This is a genomic window from Ruminococcus sp. (assembly GCF_016283395.1).
Genome location: NZ_JAEEMU010000052.1, coordinates 40244 through 61606, shown reverse-complemented (window position 1 = coordinate 61606; position 21363 = coordinate 40244). Strand labels below are relative to the sequence as shown.

The window sequence follows — 21363 nt, the reverse complement described above, 5'->3', positions numbered from 1 at the left end:
CATAACGAGATGTCCTGTTTCAGCGGCGGTTACAGCAGCCTGGATAGTCTCGAAGTCACGCATTTCTCCTACGAGGATTACATCAGGGTCCTCACGGAGAGCAGCTCTCAGAGCAAGTGCGAATGACGGAACATCGTCGCCGATCTCTCTCTGGTTTACCATACATCTCTTATGCTCGTGAACGTACTCGATAGGGTCCTCAACAGTTATAACGTGAGCACTTCTGTTAAGGTTAACGAAGTCGATCATAGCTGCGAGGGTCGTAGATTTACCTGAACCGGTAGGACCTGTTACGAGAACGAGTCCACGGGGACGCATTGCGAAATCTGCAAGGATCGGAGGAAGTCCGAGATCCTCAAGTGTTGGGATATCGTTTCTGAGAAGACGGATAGCGATAGCAGGCTTACCCTTCTGGAAGTATACGTTTACACGGTGACGGTAACCGCTTCTTGTTGTGAACGAGAAGTCAGTATCGTGGTGATTGTTAACGCTTGTCTGCTGTGCATCGTTTGTCATCTGGTGAACGATGTTGAGTATTTCTTCCTCGTCCATTTCAGGATACTGTGAACGCATAGTTCTGAGTGTACCGTTAAGACGAACAACAGGAGCGATCCTGTCTGTAAAGTGAAGGTCAGAACAACCGAGGAGTCTTACCTCGTCAAGTATTCTATGAATTTCAATTGCCATGTTATTTTCCTCCCTATATAGATAAAGCTATTATACTGTGTATGTAGCTCTTACAAGCTCATCTATAGATGTTTCTCCTGCCATTACGAGTTCAGCAGCGTTGTCACGAAGCAGCTTTGTTCCGTTTGCCTTTGCAGCCTTTTCGATTTCTTCCTTTGTACCGCCTGCTGCGATGATAGAAGAAACAGTTGTTGTACAGTGAATGATCTCGTGGATAGCAGTTCTTCCTCTGTAGCCTGTGTTGTTGCATACAGGGCAGCCGCCTGCCTCAAAGATCTGGATCGAATGATCTATTCCCATGAGATCATTTTCTTCGGGAGTTGACATTCTTGGCTTCTTACACTCAGGGCAGAGTACCTTTACAAGTCGCTGAGCGATAACACCGATAAGTGAAGTTGCAACCATGTAAGGAGCAACACCCATATCAACAAGACGAACAACTGTCGAAGCAGCGTCGTTTGTATGAAGTGTGGAAAGAACCAAGTGTCCTGTGATAGCGGCACGGATACCGATATCTGCTGTCTCGGTATCACGCATCTCACCGATCATTACTACGTCAGGGTCCTGACGGAGGATAGAACGAAGAGCAGCTGCGAATGTCATACCTGCCTTCATATTAACCTGACACTGGTTGATACCGTCGATAGCCTTTTCGACAGGGTCCTCAACAGTTACAACGTTTACGTTTGGCTTAGCGATCTCTCCAAGAGCAGCGTAAAGTGTAGTTGTTTTACCTGAACCGGTAGGTCCTGTAACGAGGATAACGCCGTGAGGAACTCTCAGCATTGACTCGAACAGTGTATAGTTATAATCAGACATACCCAGATCCGTGATCTTACGGAGTGCGATCTGTCCGGTTGAAAGAATTCGGATAACGATCTTTTCACCGTGTACCATTGGAAGTGAGGATACACGGACATCAAGAGTTGTTCCGTCAACGACCTGTGTGAAACGGCCGTCCTGAGGTACTCTCTTTTCAGCGATGTTCATACCGCTTATGAGCTTAAAACGTGTTGTCAGCGCACTGTGAACTGCACTGGAAATATTCATGAGTTCAACGAGATCGCCGTTTACACGGATACGTATTCTTGTATACTTGTCAAACGGCTCGATATGAATATCGGTAGCGTCTGCTCTGTATGAGTTTTCAACGATAGTAGTTGCAAGCTTAACGATAGGTGCGCTTTCAACTCTGTCCTTAGACTCGATATCAGCCTCAGTCATTTCACCGAGGTCGCCGCCCATATTCGAAACACCTTCGAGAACGCTGTCAACGTTCTGCATTGAGTAGCACTTACCGATAGCCTTGTTGATAGCTGATGTTGTTGCAAGAACAGGAACGGTGTCCATACCTGTAGAAACCTTGATGTCTTCGAGGACGATGAAGTTTACAGGATCGTTTGTAGCAACTGTAAGACGCTTACCTTGTACATTGATAGCGATTACAGTGTGCTTTCTTGCAAGTGCCTCAGGAACCATCTGTACAGCATCGCCGTTGATCTCGATATTGTCGAGGTCAACATACTGAACTCTCAGGTTTCCGGCCAGTGCCTTTGCGAAGTTAACTTCTGACATGAATCCCAGCTCAACAACAACGTCACCAAATTTCTTTGAACCGTTTGATGCTTTCTGAGCTTCAAGTACCTGCTGAAGCTGTTCGCTTGTGATAAGCCCTTGATTGACTAAGTAGTCACCAATTCTCTCGTTTCTCATAAAAAACCTCCGCTTATTTTCTGAATATCACTCGTATCCGTCATACTCCTGATATTCTAAAATTGTACTTGAATTTTCCATAATTTATGTTATAATAAGATTATGTACTTTATAATATGAAGGAGGGGTAAAATCATGTTTGAATTTGAAAATATGCTCCACGATGAATTTACCGAGCTACCTTTCAAGATCATGTTTTACGTCATCATTTTCCTGTTTGGCATCTGTATCGGAAGCTTCCTCAACGTTGTCATTCTAAGACTTCCCGCAGGCGAGTCGGTACTCGGAATAGGAAAATCAAAAGAAGATAAGGAAAAAGCTTCACACTGCATGACCTGCGGTGCCAAGATCAGACCAATCGACCTTATACCGGTTTTCAGCTGGCTCATGCTCAGAGGAAAATGTCACAGCTGCGGTCAGAAGATCTCACCGCGCTATCCCATCGTAGAGTCACTCAATGGTCTCCTCTACGTACTGACGTTTATGGTTTTGGATATAAATGTTAAATCCATAATAACCTGCGTTGTAATGTCGATCCTTATATGTATAGGATTTATCGACTGGGATACAAAGGATATTTATGTCGGCATGGTAGCCATTATTCTTATCCTTGCTGTCCCGTTACATCTTTTCTACTCTCGTGAGTACCATGATGTAAGTCTCAAGAGCCGCATAATCGGTGCATTCATAATCAGTGTACCATTCTTTCTTATCGGTGAGATCAGCCGACCGATCATCAAGAAGAAGTTCGGTGAAGATTTCAGAGCGATCGAACTTGGTGATACATACCTTATGTTTGCAGCCGGTGCATTTCTTGGAACGCGGGCTGTTATCGCTTCAACATTCATTGGTATCATGACCGCCGCCATCGGAGGTCTGATAGTTAAGATCGTTACAAAGGATTCAAAGTTTGCATTCGGACCATTCCTTGCAATAGGAATTGCGGTCGGATGCTTGTGTGGAAATCAGATAGCTCAATGGTATCTGAATATGCTCACATTTGAGTAAGCAGTCAAAAATAAGTACAGGCAGCAGCATTAACTGCTGCCTGTTTTTTTTTACTTATTAATATATTTCGTCTGTGTATGCGTAAATAAAATAGATATCGTTTGTGAAACTAAAGTCTGTGTTTGCATATGCACAGCTGAATGCATCACCTGTGTCACCATGAGCCTGAAGCTCTACACTACCAACTGTATCCATCTTAGGTCTCTGAACTCCCTTGAGTTTGAACTGTGAGGGAACTGTCTTTGCTCTTTCGTTGATGTTTGTAAGAGGAAGATTTGCCATCTGTACTGCTGCTGGGCTTGCAAAAGCTCTGTAAGCTTTGTGTCCCGGGCCAGCAGGAACATCCACAGATCCGCCCTCGCTCTTACAAATAACAATCGAGAGACCAAGATTTTGTACTGATAATATGTATGGTTTATCATTGATATCATTTTCCATAGCTCTGTAAGTTACAGACTTGTCAACACCCGTCAGACTTGGATCATCGGGAAGATCAACGACCTTTAAATTTGATGTACCAAGAGAGTAGTTGAAGTTGAATGCAGCATCCTGAGCATTGAAAAAAGCATCATTTAAAGCTTTTTCTTCAGTGAAAGTCGAAGATGATATGATTTTATCTGCTTCCTTAGAAGAGAATGGATATGTTCTGTGAAGTATCTGTCCCTGAGCAACATCCTTGCCGCTTGAATCCTTGCAAGCATTGTTGCAAAGCTTTATAACATGGATATTTCCTTTAAGATAGTTAACATTTGCGCCGTCATAGCCTACTGTATTCTGGAAGTGTGAACTTCTGAATTCCTCGACTTTAGCTGCAATATCTTCATCATCAACGCCGTCTACACCATTTGCATCGAGCTTATCAGATGTACATACCCATACATCTTCTGCATACTCCAGCTTACCCTGAAGGTTAAGCTGGATATTGTTTGCATAAGAATATGTTTTTTCTGAAAGAGCTGTTTTCTGGAACAATCTCTGTACCGGTCCTGTTAGTGCCATTACTGCAACCATAAGGATCGAGAATATCGCCATAACAACTATGAGTTCTACGAGAGTAAAGCCCTTTTTTACACGATGTTTCATTGACTTTCCCTCCTCATTATGTTGTTGGTTCTGTAGTTGGTTCTTCTTCTTTTACTTCAAAGAAATCGAGATTGAGCTTTCCGTTTGCTTTCTTCTGCATTTCTGCGATCTCCTCGTCAGTCATTCCGTCAGTCATAAGCTTCTCAGTGGAATACTTAGTGGCTTTCATATCAACAACTACATTACCGTCAGCATCACCATAAGATATCGGTATTTTTGAATTCGGATCATTAGGATCATCATCCCAGTATTTTCCGCTTGCATGGATCTTAACCTGTATATCCATTTCGCTTGCTGGAAGAGTAACAGGCTCACCTGATTCAGCATCCATTCCAATTTCTTTAATATGATTTGCCGCATAAGGCGACTCAACTACGACCTTATTTTTAAGATTGTTAGTTGCCTTTGAGGTAGCATCAATATGTGTACCTACAAGTATCAGCAAACCGCCCATTAAAGCAAATATAAATATAGATATGATCATTTCGATCAGAGTCATGCCCTTTAGCTTCTTTTTGCTTTTTTTCATAAGAACATTCCTCCTTTATGAACCTGTGAAATACGATATCTCGTATGTACCGATAGCTGTATAAGCTTTTTTAGTATTATTTGTTGCTCCGGCACCGCCTGAGTTAAGAACTCCGAAGCTGTTCTGTGCATCAGTGATCTTGTTAAAGAGCGCGCTACCAACGATAGGTGCCTGTGTATTAGTTCTTTCTACACCATATTCATCAACATACTTACAAGGTGTCTTACACTGAACCTTATTTGAGAATGTGGTATTCGGGCACATAAATGTACCAACTAATGTACACTCATTCTGATACATATCAATTTTAGATCCTTCAGTACCGTAATACTCAATGCCCCAGCATGACTTTGGAGTAACCTTACAGCCTGATGTGTAAGCCTGAACACCGCCGCCTGTTACTGTAGGTCTGATATCAGTCTTACTAATATCAAGTGTGCCGTCGATGAGGAAGCAAACCTTACCTGCTGATGTATCACAGAGGAAATCAAGATTGTGCTTTGATTCTGTGTGTACATTTCTCAGTATGATCCATATTCCTTCACCTGAACCCTGAATATTAACATTTCCGTTAGGTGTAAATGCCTTTGTATCATCCTCAGGATTTCCGATTATACATGAACGGATGATCTTGCCGCCTGACCATACACCTGAAGAAGTGTTTGGAGTGCCGTCTGCATTGTATGCATATGGCAGCTTGTTTCTCTGATCCTTGTTTTCAGCTGTGTTGTACAACGGATCATTAGGATCATCAATAAATGTATCATCACTTGCGTTAGTACAGAACTTCTTAGGAACGTGATTATGATAAACATTCTCATCATAGTCACCGTTTTTATCCATATTGAGTTCCTTTCTTACCTCAACAATGTTCTTTACGAGTTTTGTCTTGGAATCAGCAGGGATAAATTCGTGTGAATCAGGATCCTCTTTTCCGTAAATAGCTTCACGAGTCATTGAAGCCGGATATGCAGGTTCTTTACCGCTGCCCGAATATGCAGGGAAAGCACCTACTGTAACATTCTGGAATGCTTCTGCCTGGCTGACGATCTCGCCTGCCGGATTAGTATAATATGTACGAACAGCATCAGACTTATCAGCAGGATCACCTACTGTGCCGTTCTCATTAAGTTTGTAGTATGAGAACTCATCATCAGTTGGCTCGTCAAGTATAGTATCAATATCATTAGGATCAACCTTATATCTTGATACAGGTGAATCTATAATGTCGTCATGGTCTACTGTACCGTCATACTTTGTAACATAATATGGCTTATTTCTTGTCCACTTATTGCCAACGGCATAAATAGCGAATTCTTTTGCCGGTGCGCCTTCATAATCATCATTTTCCCAGCCAAGAATAGTAGGTTCTGTAGCACCAGGGAAAACTATACCAACTTTCCAGCCATACTCTTCTTTCTTCTCAGCCTGAATAAATTCATACTCTGTTTCCGGAACAGCATCATTATTATATGAAGCATTAGGAATTATTGTATAGCCGTCTACAAGCTCGTCACGATGCTCAGTATAACCAGGTTTAATCTGTGCTTCTTCCTTAGTTGTTGATACACCTGAAACGGTATCACAGTAGATTTTTCCCTGAACACTGTTAGTATCTCCGCCGTCAAAAGTAAGAGTTCCCTTAACTATAAGATCTTTCTTGATAGTAACGCCGCTCTTGATAGTACAGTCACCGTTTACTCTTACCTCACCGTTTACTGTACAGTTCTGGAGAGTAAGATTACCCATGCTGTATAAGTTACCGCCTGTTGACTTGTGCTGTGAATCTGTCTTATGAATGAAAGAGCTCTCCCAATCGTAAAGAACTGCACTGCTTGATGACTTACCGAAGTAATTATCACCCTTGACAATACCGGTTATATCATCGGTTGTAGATCTCGAAACGTCTTCCTTAGCTAACTCGTCAACACTGTAGCTTCTGTCTGCATACATTACTGTATACTTCTCAGATGGTGTATACTCATCTAACAGATAGAGATCAGCACCACCGATCTGGATATCATTGATCGTCTTAGTACAATTCAATGTACCGATAAATACATTGAACGGAGCCTTACCCTTTTGGTTTGCGTATGCATTGTTCTTTCTGACTCTGCCGATCTCAAGACCTGCATTGCCAGCTATTGTCTGATCAATATAGAGATAAGGGATATCCTTCTGTGAGTAGTCAGATGTCATCTCATAATCAAGATTAACTAAAGCCTTTGTATCACGAACATATACACTGCCCATGATAGCTGTCTTTGAATTTGGCATAAGCTTTACACCGCTTTCGCTGACAGGATTCTTTATATTGATCTCGAAAGATGATGTACCGATAACTAAGTTACCATTGATGAATGTTGATTTTGTCTCTACAGTAGTCTGGTTGTGTGCAACATAAAGACCTGTTGCATCCTTGGAAATACCAAGACCGAAACCACCTGTGATCAAACCACCATTACCAAATGAGTTACCGCCAACCTCCTGAAGTCCGTCAAGACCTCCGGGAGACTGCTCGTTATGAGTAGCAGCTGTCTTTCTAATGTAAGCAGAAGCAGTTTCTTCTTCTCTGCCCACTCTGCAAGTAGCTGTAACCTTAACAGCATTTACAGCTACCCACTTAGCACCGTTGCCATCGAGATCAGTATACATATAACTATCCGAATTTGCAACAGGCTCAATTATAATTTTTCCTTCTCTCCATACACCTTCGGAATAGCTTCCTATGACACCAAGTGATGGATCGTTGAGCTTCATCTCGACATCAAGTGGATCGGATCCCATATCCTCGATTGCAGCAGGGATACCAGCTTCACGTTCCATTGATTGTACAAATGCGTCGATTGCAGCTCTCGCTGTGTAACTTGCCTGTGATGATGCATATGACTTATGTGCTCTGTTACTCGAAGCTGATGCAAGAGCAAGAGTACCTGTCAGGAATATTATCAACAGTGCCATTACACAAATAACTGTAAACAATACAGAGCCGCGCAATGTTTTCCTGTTCTCTGTTTTCATTTTTCTCTAACCGCCTTTCAAGTTATAACAATTGAATAACCTTAGCGTATGGTATAGAAAGCCTGCATCTTAATTTGCAGAAGGAACTTCGTCAACATTTGGCTTTGTCATTTCGTATACTGAGTAAAGTGTAACGACGATTTTTACATCCTGTGCATTTGAGATTTTTTCACTACCAGTTTCAACTATTGTCTCCTCGTCAGCATCCTTTGAATCAGGAAGTGAAACGTTAGCAGCCTTTGCTTTATACTGACCGAAGCTGTAATCATCAATACCAACTGAATTGATATTAGCTGTCTTGTCAAAATTCTTGAGCTGTTCAAGATATGCCCATACAGCCTTCTTAGTGCCATGGATAATGATAGCATACTGTGTCTGCATAATTGATTCCTTAGCTCTCTGTGATACAGCTGTACTTTCAGCAGTCAAAGCCTCATATGCCTTTGTAAGGCTTCCGTCAGCATCAGCTGCTTTACGCATTTCTGCAAAATTATCTTCCTGTGAATTGTAATAATACTCAATAGGTGTGAGTTTAGCTTCCTTGAGCTCTACCTTCATAAGCTTTGCCTTTGACTTATCAGCAAATTCCTGCATATACTTATCAATAACTACAGGATCCTGTACTTCTGTGATAGGTACAAAGTTTGCAGTGATTACTGATGTATCCTCATAGATCTTTAAGATAGCTTTCTTAAGACCAGGGATCTCATCGATCTTAGCCTGGATCTCTGCCTGTGTTTTCTTAACGTCTTTAAGAGTCTCCTGATGTGTCTTTACATCCTTATACTTTGGTTTGATAAATGCAAAGAAACCGATCAGAAGAATTGTGATAGCTATAAGAATAGCAGCTATGATCTTATCTCTGTAATTAAGTTTCATTATTAGTTAGCCTCCTCATCTCATTCTGCTTTATCAGCGTTTTCCTCATCAGGTCTATAAGCACTCTTGAAACCTGTCAGCTTAGCACTTGAGGCAAACTGCATCTTATAAACAGGTTCCTTACCTGGCTCTTCAAACTTAGTTATATTGTATCCGCCGTAGCTTGAACCGCAGAACATTGGATCTGAAAGGATTTTGTCAACAAAATTTGAGGGAAGCTTCTGCGAAAACTGATCCTTATTAGCATCACATTCTACTGTAAATTGTATTGTACCGTCTGTGTATTTAGGAGTAAGGATCTTGAATTCCTCGATCTTCTCCTTCTCGCAGGTTTCTTTAAGGATCTTTTCGATCTCCTCGTAAACCTTACCTTCAACAACAGGCTTTGACTGATATGCATCATACGAGTTATTTACCTTTGTATAATATGCATTTACAGACTTCTTCATTTCTATGAGACGATCACGGTGTGCGAGCTTCTTAGCTGTATCATCTGAGTTGATGAAAGTCTCACACTCCTCAATGTCGCTCTGTATGCCCTTATCCTTGATGTAATACCAAGCATAAATACCGCCTGCGATAACAACAGAACCGATAAGTGCAGCTAACATGGCAACATTGCCTGAGCTTTCGTTTCTGATCTTGTTCTTAACAGCAGTACCGAAGTCAGTTTCAAGAAGATTGATCTTTTCGATCTCTCTGTTTCTCTTGAACATAGCACCGATAGCGTTAGCATACAGTGAGAATTCAAGATTTTCATGACCGTGGATCTGTGGTGGAACGTTGATAAGGCTTGTTTTAAGATCAAGCTTTTCAAGTTCGTCAGTAAGTCTTACATACTCGTGAGTATCGCCGTAGAAAATTACGTTCTCTATGGACTCACCTGTGTTACGGCTTCTGTGGAACTGAAGCATACGGAAGATGTTCTCGTTAACGGCTTCAAATACGTAGTCGTCCGAATATCCGTAGTCAGCAGCATCGATAGAAGCGAAACGTGAGAATGAAAGCTGTCCCTGCTCATAAAGGTTGAGAGAGATGAAGTTGTTGTCGATCTGTACAGCAAGGAGAGGCATCTTTGATCTGATCTTTGTATCAGCAAGAAGAACCTTTGTGATACAGTTACATCCGATCATTACTGATCTGAGTGTAATGCCGAGAAGCTTGAACATTTCTCTGTAACTGTTAACGATCTCGTAAGGACAAGCTGTAGCAAGTATCTTGTACGAAGGCTCGCTAACCTCACTGCTGTCTGCGTCACCAACTATGATGTATGACACGCTGTATGAATCATCGAGATTGAGTTCTGCCTGCATCTGAAGCTTTACTGTCTTCTGGAGATCCTGACCTCTGCCCTTGGCAACTGTCATTTCCTTGAAGATCGTAAGGTTGGAGGAGATCGAAACGATCGCTTCCTTATCAGGCATTCTGTGCATTTTGATTACGTTGTTAATGAGTGTTGCAACCGCAGGAACGTCCTTAACGTGTCCGTTAACGATAAGTCCCTCTTCAACATTGACTGTAGCAGCGGAATTGATCTTGATCTTTCCGTTACCCTCAACACCTCTTACTACTCGTATATTTCTATCTGTAATATCAAATGAAAGCATTTATCTTTCCACCTTTCCTTATTAACCGTTTTCGAGGCTTTCCAGTGAGCCGTAAAGTGCAGGGTAAATACCGCACACAACCAAACCTATGATAACACCCATGAAGATGAGAAGGCAAGGTTCCAGCATACCAACAAGTCTCTGAACAGCTGCATCTGATTCTTCTTCGTAGTAATCCGAAGTCTTTTCGAGGATAGTATCAAGAGCACCTGACTCTTCACCAACGTATATTACAGAGCAGAACATAGGCTCAAATATCTCTGTACGTGTTATTGCTGATGAAAGCGGTTCGCCCTGCTTTACCTCATCAATAACTGTCTCGAACTTTTCATCTATATATGAATTTCCGAGAATTGCTGAAGCTCTCTGCAGGCACTCTACCATTGGGATACCACTTGAATAGAGTGAAGAAAGGGTTCTGGAAAATCTTCCTGTGTATATCTTTGTTATAAGAGGACCAAATCCCGGTCCCTTTATAAGCATTCTGTCAAATTTCTTTCTGAAGCTTGGCACCTTCATTGCATATCTTAAGCCGAATACAAGACCGGCAACTACGATAATGAGGATATACCACTTAGTCTTCAGGAAGTCACTGATAGCTGCAAGTATCTTAGTGAGGAGAGGCATCTTGCTCTTATCCTCGAACATGTCGATAAATACTGGCATGATAAACGTAAAGAGGAAGATAACTATGACAATACAGAGGGTAAGAAGGATGATCGGGTAGACCATTGCGCCTCTGATCGTGTTTTTAAGTTTGTTTTCCTTTGCGTAGTGATCAGACATACGAGTCATGATGATATCCAGCGAACCGCTGCTCTCGCCCGCGCCGACCATGGAAATAAGGAACTCAGGGAATGAACCCGAGTGCATCTCGAGAGTTGACGAGAAAGATTCACCTTTCTGTACATTCTCGTAGATATCCTGCCATATTGCTCTCGCCTTTTCGTTCTCCTGCTCCTTGGTAAGGATATCGATGGCTTTTACAAGCGTCAAACCCGAAGTAAGCATAGCACTGAGCTGTCTGCAACAGAAGTTTAGTTCCTTCGTGTTGAACTTGTAGATTGATTTTGCGTCACCTGAATCGCTTTCCTTATAATCCTTAACATACAGTCCTTTTTCCTTGACTTTCTGTAAGAATTCCTGCTCATTTTCCGCATTGATGACTCCCTTGACCTGTCTGCTTCTTGCGTCCTGAGCTACATAGGAAAAACTCTTCATGAAACCACCTCCATAATTAATTACTTGTGATGAACGTTTCACACTGCCTTAATAATAACAATTATAACATTTTAATAGTTACTTTTCAATCGCTTTTTTGACATAAATAATCTACCGTTTTTTATCAATATTTACCAAGAAAAATACTATCTGTAATACCGACTGCTACAAACGGTTAGCTTTTTACAAAAACACAACATCAAAGGCAGCCCAATATATGGTATATGCACACGTATACCAAACATTGTTAAACTTCCACAATAATTATATCACACTCACTTTTAAATTGCAACATAAAAGCTCATATTTTCTGCTAATTTTTACAGAATTGTAAACTGCGGCAATTTGATTATTGCTAATTTAGTTATTTTGACTGTTATTGCATAAAAACGTTGTATTCACAGTCGAAAAACCGGAGCGCATTCTGTGGACAAGTTTGCTGTTTTAACTATATCTACACCGAAATCGGTCTGACCTGTTACGTATACTATTATAATATAATGATTTTTGATGTAATATTCCTGCTGATTTTTTCAGAGCTCCTGTATGGTTTTCCAGAGCTCCTTTGCGACCTCCATATTAACCCCGGCAGCAGCCGCAAGCTCCTCGGGAGAAGCACTGCGCAGATTGGTTATGGTCTTGTACTCCATAAACAGCTTCGCTGCCTTCTTTTCGCCTATTCCACGTACATTCAGCAATTCCGAGCTATAGGTCTTTTTCTTGTGGCGCGAGTGCATGAAGCTTACGGAATAGCGGTGTACCTCGTCCTGTATCCGCGTCACAAGGTCAAATACCGACCTCAGCTCGTTTATCTGTATCTCTCTTCCCCCCGTTGCAATAGCACGGGTGCGGTGCTTGTCGTCCTTGACCATGCCGAAGAGAGGTATGTCCAGACCTAATTCACGCAATACAGGCGCAACCGCGTTCACATGACCTTTGCCGCCGTCAAGGAGTATAAGGTCGGGCTTTCTTGTGAAGTACTCATCGCCCTCACCTGTTACGATGTGCATGAGCCGCCTTTTGAGTACTTCGTGCATACTGCCGTAGTCGTTCTGGAACTGCTGTTCCTTTATGGTGAAACGTTTATACGCCTTTTTCAGCGGTCTGCCGTCCTCAAAGACTACCATTCCAGCAACCATTGACTCCGACGACAGGTTGGATATATCGTAGGCTTCGATATATCGGGGCGGCTTTGAAAGTCCAAGGCTGCGCCCAAGCTGCTCAAGTGCAATGACCTCTTTTCCCGTACGGTCATTTTTTATGGCGGCGTACTCCGCACTGTTGTTTTTTGCAAGTTTCAGAAGCTCCAGCTGTCTGCCCTTTTGCGGCACATGGAGTTTCACCTTGTGCTGCGCCTGTTCCTCAAGCATCTCAGTGAGCAGTTCACTGTCCTCGGGAATATGATCAACTATGACCGAACGCGGTATGTCAGGCTTTTTATAGTAAAATTGCAACATGAAGCTGCTGAGTATGTCCTCACCCTCATCTGGCAGCGGAAGCTCAAATACCGCCTTATCGAAGAGTCTGTCCTCACGGTACATCAGCACGGAAATGTAAAGTCCGTCGTAAAATTCTGCTATACCGATAACGTCAGCTGACTCAACGCCGCTGTTTATTATTTTCTGCTTTTCGGAAGCCTTTTTCACCGCCGCTATCCTGTCGCGGAGCATTGCAGCTTTCTCAAATTCGAGTGCTTCGGCTGCCCTGTTCATTTCCTCTTCCATGCGCTCTACCGACTCGGAGCTTCCGTTTTTGATGAACTCTATCGCCTGCTCAACTGCACTTTGGTAATCTTTTGCACTTATCTTACCTCTGCAAACTCCCATGCACTGCTTTATATGGTAATTCAGACAGGGACGCCCCTTGCCGAAATCCTGCGGAAATTTCCGCTTACAGGTAGGCAGCATAAACACTCGGTTAGCCTCATTTACAGCTTCTTTGGTTATAGCTCCGCTGGTATACGGACCGAGATATCTGCCGCTCTGTTTTGTGTTTTTTTCGTTGGTTATGCGAGGGTACTCCTCATCTGAAATACGAATATAATGATATCCCTTGTCGTCCTTCAGAAGGATATTATACTTGGGTTTGTGCTGCTTGATAAGACTGCATTCCAGCAGAAGTGCCTCGAATTCACTGTCTGTAACGATGAAATCATAGTCATACACATTTGAGACCATAGCCGCCACTTTCGGCGTATGATCGGGATTTTCGCGGAAATAGCTGCTGACGCGGTTATGCAGGTTCTTCGCCTTGCCGATGTAGATTATAGAACTGTCCTTGCGCCGCATTATGTACACGCCCGGCGATGTGGTCAGTTTTGACGTCTTTTCGCGGAGATATGGCAATCTCGGGTTCATTTTATCTCACCTCTGTTCTTAAAATGCAGAGGACGCCATCAGGCGTCCTTTTCAAATCTCACTTCATCTTTCTGACCTGTCTGCGGATATAGCGGAACACCTCGTCCTCGCCCTTATCACGAAGCATGGTAAGGAGAAATTCCAGCTTTTCCGCTGTTGTTTTTTCAATCTTGCGGCGCGGCTTAGCTCTGAGGAAATACTCCAGAGGCATTGACTCATTGTACTTTTCCTTGTTGTATATCTTTGAAGCTGCCACACGGTCGCAGAACATCTCAAAAATGAAGATATCAGGCATTTTCACAGGTTCCATAAGCTTTGTTTCGGGATCATAGTCCGTCCAGTACTCAAAGTGGTGACGATTACGCCCCTTATGGTGCATCCACGCTTTTGAGCTGCCGTCCACTTCCCTTTCCTTCTCGTTTGGACTGCGGTCGCCCTGAAAGTACTTAACTCCCGGAATGAACTCCGTAGGCGAGAACTTTGACAGGTCATGTACAAATCCGCGCCACGGTATACCTGCTTTAACGCAGTGTATGAACACCTGATGTCTGTGCTGCTGAACGGTTTTAAAATGACCTAAAAAGTTTTGTATCTTCATTAAGTCACTCCCTGTTATAGCTGCCTGTTATATCAAGCACGCTCTCTTTTTCAATAAGCTTTCCGCTTATGATGCGTCTGCCCTCGGAATATGTTGGATCAGAAAGCTTCTTCGCCATAATTCCCACAGATACCTCTGCCATTTTCGCAAGGTCTACCTCTACCGTAGTTATGGTCGGTATGCATATGCTCGACACGGTGTAGTTGTCGTAACCGACTACGCTTATGTCATCTGGAACTCGAACGCCCTTTGTCTTTAAAGCTGATATAACGCGGAAAGCAGTCTCATCGCAGTTGCACACGAAAGCAGTCGGCATATCGGCAGGGAAATCAATCTTATCGTTGAGTATACCCTTTTCGTTTCTGTCGCCGATGACCCATTCTATGCGGAACTCAAGCTCGTTTTCCATTATGCACTTCAAGTATCCGAGGTATCTGTCATTGATACTGCTGGTAGCGTTGAGCGTACCGAAAAAGCCTATCCTGCGGTGTCCCTTTGAAACAAGATAGTCCGTAAGCATATATCCGCCGTTGAAGCTGTCGGATATAACTGAATCGACATGGTATCTGTTGTCGTAGAAATCCACGAAAATAAGCGGTATAGTCATCTTGCTGAGTATCTCTATGTAGCTTCTGTGTACCTGTCCGATAACGATAACGCCGTCTACCTTGCCGTCAACTATCATATTCGGCAGTATGCCGTCCTTTTCATTATCAGCTGATATACACTCGTATACTGTGCATACGTTGAGTTGTGAAAGCTGATTTGAGATACTTGCTGTAAGCTCCCAGTAAAAAGTGCCCCTCGCACCCACAAAACGCTCAGACGTAAGTATACCCACGTTTTTGCTTATCTTAGGTATAGTCATACGGCGTTTCTCGCTCTTGGTATTTGAAGGTTTGTAGCCCATTTTTTCAGCAGTTTCGCAGATACGCTTACGCATCTGTTCACTAACTCCGTCACGGCCTGCCAGTGCATTTGAGACCGTTACAACGCTGACGCCGAGCTTTGTGGCGATATCCAGCATTTTTACTCCGTTTTTCATAAAACTCCCCCGATCTATTAAGTTCTTGTATAGCTATGTTATGCATAATTACTTGTTGCTGCCGAAGTAACGAATTAAATTAACCTTGTCTATTATATCATGCTTTAAGTAATAAATAAAGTAGTTTTGCAAATTTTGGTACATATGTCAAATTTGATGTGTTTTTATTGTACATAATAACAAGACTGCGGAGGTTATTCCCCGCAGCTTTTAATGTTTTCATCTTTATCGCCGCCATATTCGGACAGATAAGGACAAACCTCATCGTAAGAGCTAAGCTGAACGCTGTCCCCTGCGGCAAAAGGAATAAGTCCCGTTATATCTCCCCACGAAGCATAGGGACAGATATATCCCTCTTCTTCGGGCTCGGGAACGGGTATTTTTTTCTTGCTCATTTTATCATCTCCCACAGTTATTATCTGTGAAAGCAACGTATTTATGCATAAAAAGGCACTTCCATTCGGAAGTGCCCTGATATTACTCTTCGGGTGAATTATTCACCGTCTGTGTTATATTTGGCTGTTCGCCTGTTGCCTCGTCTCCGTTTCTAACCAGCGGAGCATCAGGCTCGTATTTGAGTATGACCTTCTTGATCTCCTCATCGCGTGTAAGGTTGTATGTGAGCTTCAACGCTTTAAGAGCATTTGGGATATCCTTATCCATGAGATAATTCGCAGCAAGCTTTGCAGCTACAGATACAACATCCTCATTCGGTCCGTAAGGTATGTCGTACTTCTTCATTACTTCGTTTATATCTTCCTGAGTAGGAGGCTTTATCGGACTTCCCTTGCGCTCAGCAACATCTCTGAGTTCATACGGAATGGCAGGATGCGGAGCAAATATAAGACTTGCCGACAGGAACAGAGCTGCATCATCGTATTCACCCATATCCGTAAGCGCATAACCCACATTGGCATAGCATCTTGCTATCGCAACAGGTGAAGCTGCAACTTCAAGAGTTTCCTTTGTGGTCTCTATAAGCATTCTCTTGTTTTTAAGGAGCTTATACACCTCTGCAAGCTCAAATCTCGGGTTGCAGTCGAGGGGATTGTACTCGATAGCCTTTTCAAGTACGGGAATAGCATCAAGAGGCGAACCTGCTTCTGTAAGAAGATATGCATATGTAGTGATATATGAAGGGAAATCAAAGGGAGCACGGTTGAGCACCTTCTGATCCTTCTTGTATTTGAGCTGATACAGATTATCCTCAAAAGGATTTCTAAGCGAAACAAACCTTGCTGTTTCAGTCTCTCTGTAGTCAATGGTTATCTTCTTGTAAAGACGCTCAGCAAGCGACTTTGCCTCTGTTGTATTCTTCTCATTTATGAGCTTAACTATCTTATTCTGCATTTCATCGAGGCGCATACCGTCGAGATGAGTAAGTCTCTCGACCTCGTCCTTCTGATCCTGCGGCATTATTTCCACAAGAAGCAGTGCAGCGGCGTTCATGCCCTCTATGTTGCCCTCCTTGGCATAGGTCTCAGCCACGCCGCGGAGATATTTGGTATTTTCCTCGGTAGAGCCTGTGAGCTTTGCTCTCAGCTCTTCAAGGATCTTGTTTTCTGCCATTGATTTTCCTCATTTCATCGCGAGATATTAAACAGTAACCGTCAGGATCATCTGACGGTTACCATAACTGATTAGAAACCTCTCTTGGACATTTCCTTTCTGAACTTAGCATCGATCTTATCCTGCTTCTTCTTAGCCTTGAGCTCAGCCTTTGTCATGTAAAGGGCATCGTTCATTGAAGAAGACTGCTGTCTCGGAGCAGAGCTTCCGCCTCTGTAGCTTGTTTTCTGAGGTGCCTTATATTCATCAAATACAGGAACATTCTGCTGTGCCTGTGCCTTTGCCTGCATCTGTCTCTTTGCAGTCTCATCGCCCATTGTTGAAAGAACGTCCTCAACTGATGTAAGAACAGGGCTGTTAGCCTTGAGTCCCTGTGTCTCGATGAGGTTCTTGTCAGCATAATCCTTTGAGCTTGCGATAGCATTGATAAATGCCTGTGAAGTTGACTTGCTGTGTGGATTTACAGCGATCTTTGAGATATTTGCCGAAGGGATACCGCTCTGCTGTACAGGCTTTCTCGGAACAGGTGACTTTACCTGAGCCTGCTGAACAGGTGCTACAGGTCTCTGAGCCTGAGCCTGCTGTACAGGAGCTGCGGCTGCTCTCTGAGCCTGAGCTGCTGTCTGCTGAGCAGGAGCTGCTGCCTGCTGACCTGCAGGTCTCTGCTGAGGCTGTGCGCCAACAGGAACGTATACAGGCTGACCGTTCTGGTCGCGTCCTACAAGCTTCATCTGAACATACTTGTATACAGGCTGATTATTTGCGTCATATCCTGCAAGCTGCGGAACTTTGATTATCTGCTGAGGCTGCTGTGCCTGCTGTTTTGGCTGTTCTGCCTCGTTTGTATTTGCACCTGCGCCCGGTGCTACATAATTATAATCACTCATAATATTATCATACTCCTCTTCTGCCATTACTGGCTCATTAAATGTTTGTGCGGAAATATCCTCTATCACCGTTTCACCTGCATCGCCAAGTACAGGCATATCTTCAAATATCGGTGCTGTCAGATCTGCTGCTGCCGAAATATCATCAATTATCGGTGCAGCTGTGTGATCTGCCTTGGGTATTTCATCAAATGCCGGGACTGCAATATCTTCAACAGTGGGGATACCGTCGCTTACAGTATCTGCTGCTTCCTGAGCCATTGAGATATCGTCAATGACAGGAGCCTGTATATCCTCAACGCCTGAGATGTCGTCAAGAACAGGAGCTCCGATATTGGGAACGGAAGGTATTGCTTCTGGAATAGGTGCTGATATATCTCCTATAGCAGGGATATCAAGCTCATCCATTTCCTTCGGCATATTCTCGTTATACTGAGGATAAACGGGAGCTGATACAGGGACACCCTGCTGAATAGTCTCATCATATCCGTACATAAGGTTCGGATCGTACATTTCCGTGCCCTGTAATGGCTCGGCAGGATAGATCATATCCGGCTGGATATACTGTCCGTCAGGCTGAAAATACTGCTGATCCTGAGGTATATAAGGCTGAACGATCTGTCCGTCCTCCGTGTAATATACGGGCTGATCTCCGCCGTAGACAGGCTGCTCATAAACAGGCTGACCGTACTGGTTCTGACCGTATACAGGCTCCTGAACATTATTATCTATAGAGTACATCTGCATTATGTCCTCTTCGCTCTGTACCTGTTCGGGCTGAGCATACACAGGAGCAGCAGGCTGTACAGGCTGCTGATTATAATTAAAGTCAAGACCGTCCATCTCCTCAGGCTCTGTACCGTAATTTACAGGTGCAGGCTCGCCGCCGGGGATCGCCGACTGCTGAGGTGTAGGGATAGCGAACTGTGCAAGAAAATCGTCCTCTGTCACTGCCACATTGTTCTGAACAGGAGCTGCCTGAGCATCGGGCTTCTGGATAGCGAACTGAGCAAGGAAATCGTCTTCCTCAGATGCAGCAGGGGCATTTTCTTCTTCACGTGGTACATCTATTGCAAACTGTGCAAGGCTGTCATCCATAGGTATTCCCGTACCCGGGATATTGTTTACAGGTGCAGCAGGCTCGGGTGCAGCATTCTCGGCAGGTCTGTTGTAATACTCGATCGCCTCGTTTGCAGCCTCTTCATCGGCTTTTCTTTTAGCCTCGGCAGCAGCTCTTGCTTCTTCCGCAGCCTTTTTCCGTGCTTCCTCTTCTTTTCTTCTCGCATCAGGATCTTTGGTTATCCTTGCAGTAGTATTTCCGAGCGGTACGATTCCCTCGTCGCCATATCCGAGTTTTTCGCGCTTCTTTTCTTCCTTGAGAAGGAGTGCCATTTCCTTCTTGTCAGCCTTAATAAGCTTCTTTGCAAGACTTGCCTTACATTTCTCACAAGTGATCTCTTTAAGGTCTGTCATCCTTGAAGTCCTGTGGAAACGTGTTACATTTTCCGGCTTCAACAGGTTTATACCGCAGCCGGTTTTCTTATCATTATCGGTACCGTGAACGACCTTATCAAACGAAGAAGTTACCAGTGTTATATCCATAGTCCTCTCCCCACCGCAGAAAACTGCAGCCTCCGCTTTACGGCAGCGGACCGCCGATTTCCCAGATCGCCGCAGTTTTTCCGCGCAGAACCAGTTTAAACTGCTGCGAAACCTGCATGATGCGAACAACTATACAAGTATATTATACATGATACTTCAAAAAAAATCAACACTTTCTAAAAAAATGACGTGAAAAATTATACCCGAATTAAAATTTTCGGTGAAAATAACAAATCGTTATTGATTTTTTTGTCAAAATTCTCCTACACTGTTTAAGTTAAATTAGGTAATGGGAATAATTTACATTTTATCAAATAATTCCCCTATATATAAGGCGTTAAAGCGTTTTCCTATCAGATAGACCAAAATAATAACTCTTACCGGTTATTATTTTACATAGACGTAAAAAATTATGAAATCGTGAAATTTGCTATTGCATTATCAGTGATTTTGTTGTATTATTAATAGTGTATTGGCAGATAAAAAAACACTCTTTTTTATGAGCCGATGAAGCTTCTTTTGAAGGAGGAAAAAACGTGAAGCTCGTTTCAGTAGTAGTTCCGTGCTATAATGAGCAGGAAGTTCTCCCCATGTTCTACGAGGAGATCACAAAGGTGACAGGGCAGATGTCCAAGGACGATCCCGAACTTACCTTTGAATATCTGTTCATCAATGACGGATCAAAAGATACAACACTTGATATATTACGTTCCCTCGCAGACAGGGACAAGCGTGTAAGATACATTTCTTTTTCCCGTAATTTCGGTAAGGAATCGGGTATGTATGCAGGCCTGAAAAATGCCAAGGGCGACTATGTTGTCGTTATGGACGCAGACCTCCAGCATCCGCCGTCATTCCTGCCCCAGATGTACAGCTACGTCAAGAACGGCGAGTACGACTGCGCTACCACACGCCGCGTAAGCAGAAAGGGCGAGTCAAAGGTACGTTCATGGTTCGCAAGACTTTTCTACAGGATAATGAACAAGATCTCTCAGACCGAGATCGTTGACGGTGCTCAGGACTTCCGCTTCATGACAAGACAGATGGTTGACGCTATCCTTGATATGTCGGAATACAACCGTTTCTCAAAAGGCATATTCAGCTGGGTAGGCTTCAATACCCGATACATTGAATACGAAAACGTTGAACGTCCCGCAGGTACTTCCTCATGGTCGTTCTGGGGACTTTTCAAGTACTCCCTCGAAGGTATCATGGCATTCTCCACAGCTCCTCTGGCTATTGCCTCGCTGCTGGGAATAATCACCTGCTTTATCGCATTCATACTCATCGTTATCACAATTATCCGCTCTATATTCGGCTGGCTGGACGCTCCCGACGGATATCCCACACTGCTCTGTCTTATATTCCTTTTCAGCGGATTACAGCTCTTCTGCGTCGGTATCCTCGGACAGTACCTTTCCAAGACATATCTTGAAACAAAGAACCGTCCGATATACATAACAAAAGAAACTGAGGATATCTACAGACAGCGCAAGGCTGAAGCTCAGCAGAGCGGTGCTCAGAAGTCAGAAGCATCTGACAATGAGAGCAAATGAC

At 43.4% G+C, this 21363-nt stretch carries 16 protein-coding genes; 2 read left to right on the top strand and 14 right to left on the bottom strand.

What is annotated here, in order from left to right; translation table 11 throughout:
- The coding region (locus QZZ41_RS13750; protein ID WP_295073328.1) for a type IV pilus twitching motility protein PilT at window positions 1–687 on the bottom strand (687 nt) is incomplete at its 3' end.
- Between the two features lie 30 nt (window positions 688–717).
- The gene (locus tag QZZ41_RS13745; protein ID WP_295073325.1) at window positions 718–2400 is read right to left on the bottom strand and encodes a GspE/PulE family protein; all 1683 of its coding nucleotides are present in this window, start codon (window positions 2398–2400) and stop codon (window positions 718–720) included.
- 135 nt (window positions 2401–2535) lie between these two features.
- Here QZZ41_RS13745 and QZZ41_RS13740 point away from each other — a divergent pair, with 135 nt between their 5' ends.
- Window positions 2536–3408 (top strand): A24 family peptidase, encoded by an 873-nt coding sequence (locus QZZ41_RS13740; RefSeq protein WP_295073322.1) that lies wholly within the window; start codon window positions 2536–2538, stop codon window positions 3406–3408.
- Window positions 3409–3465: 57 nt separating this feature from the next.
- Here the strand turns inward: QZZ41_RS13740 and QZZ41_RS13735 are convergent, their stop codons facing one another.
- From QZZ41_RS13735 to QZZ41_RS13680, 12 genes are all read right to left on the bottom strand, one after another.
- Complete coding sequence (locus QZZ41_RS13735) at window positions 3466–4491, bottom strand: type II secretion system protein (protein ID WP_295073320.1); 1026 nt, start codon at window positions 4489–4491, stop codon at window positions 3466–3468.
- A 16-nt stretch (window positions 4492–4507) separates the two neighbouring features.
- Window positions 4508–5020, bottom strand: a complete 513-nt coding sequence (locus tag QZZ41_RS13730; RefSeq protein WP_295073317.1) for a type II secretion system protein — start codon at window positions 5018–5020, stop codon at window positions 4508–4510.
- Between the two features lie 15 nt (window positions 5021–5035).
- Window positions 5036–8041 carry a hypothetical protein gene (locus QZZ41_RS13725; protein WP_295073314.1) on the bottom strand — a complete coding sequence of 1002 codons (3006 nt, stop codon included), beginning with the start codon at window positions 8039–8041 and terminating at the stop codon, window positions 5036–5038.
- 69 nt (window positions 8042–8110) lie between these two features.
- On the bottom strand, window positions 8111–8920 hold the full coding sequence (locus QZZ41_RS13720; protein ID WP_295073311.1) for a hypothetical protein: 810 nt from the start codon (window positions 8918–8920) through the stop codon (window positions 8111–8113).
- A gap of 20 nt (window positions 8921–8940) precedes the next feature.
- Complete coding sequence (gene pilM, locus QZZ41_RS13715) at window positions 8941–10527, bottom strand: pilus assembly protein PilM (RefSeq protein WP_295073307.1); 1587 nt, start codon at window positions 10525–10527, stop codon at window positions 8941–8943.
- 21 nt (window positions 10528–10548) lie between these two features.
- Window positions 10549–11748, bottom strand: coding sequence for a type II secretion system F family protein (locus tag QZZ41_RS13710; RefSeq protein WP_295073304.1), 1200 nt, complete (start codon window positions 11746–11748; stop codon window positions 10549–10551).
- Between the two features lie 533 nt (window positions 11749–12281).
- Window positions 12282–14105 carry an excinuclease ABC subunit UvrC gene (uvrC, locus tag QZZ41_RS13705; RefSeq protein ID WP_295073300.1) on the bottom strand — a complete coding sequence of 608 codons (1824 nt, stop codon included), beginning with the start codon at window positions 14103–14105 and terminating at the stop codon, window positions 12282–12284.
- Between the two features lie 58 nt (window positions 14106–14163).
- Window positions 14164–14703, bottom strand: a complete 540-nt coding sequence (locus QZZ41_RS13700) for a DUF5662 family protein (protein WP_295073297.1) — start codon at window positions 14701–14703, stop codon at window positions 14164–14166.
- A gap of 4 nt (window positions 14704–14707) precedes the next feature.
- The gene (locus QZZ41_RS13695) at window positions 14708–15748 is read right to left on the bottom strand and encodes a LacI family DNA-binding transcriptional regulator (protein WP_295073295.1); all 1041 of its coding nucleotides are present in this window, start codon (window positions 15746–15748) and stop codon (window positions 14708–14710) included.
- 194 nt (window positions 15749–15942) lie between these two features.
- Window positions 15943–16143, bottom strand: a complete 201-nt coding sequence (locus QZZ41_RS13690) for a hypothetical protein (protein WP_295073292.1) — start codon at window positions 16141–16143, stop codon at window positions 15943–15945.
- An 82-nt stretch (window positions 16144–16225) separates the two neighbouring features.
- A complete protein-coding gene (locus QZZ41_RS13685) occupies window positions 16226–17317 on the bottom strand; it encodes a tetratricopeptide repeat protein (RefSeq protein WP_295073289.1) in 1092 nt (363 codons plus the stop codon).
- Between the two features lie 71 nt (window positions 17318–17388).
- The gene (locus tag QZZ41_RS13680; protein ID WP_295073287.1) at window positions 17389–19806 is read right to left on the bottom strand and encodes a hypothetical protein; all 2418 of its coding nucleotides are present in this window, start codon (window positions 19804–19806) and stop codon (window positions 17389–17391) included.
- A 536-nt stretch (window positions 19807–20342) separates the two neighbouring features.
- On the opposite strand from QZZ41_RS13680, the gene QZZ41_RS13675 reads away from it, so the two are divergent.
- A complete protein-coding gene (locus QZZ41_RS13675) occupies window positions 20343–21362 on the top strand; it encodes a glycosyltransferase family 2 protein (RefSeq protein WP_295073284.1) in 1020 nt (339 codons plus the stop codon).
- Window position 21363 lies beyond the last annotated feature (1 nt).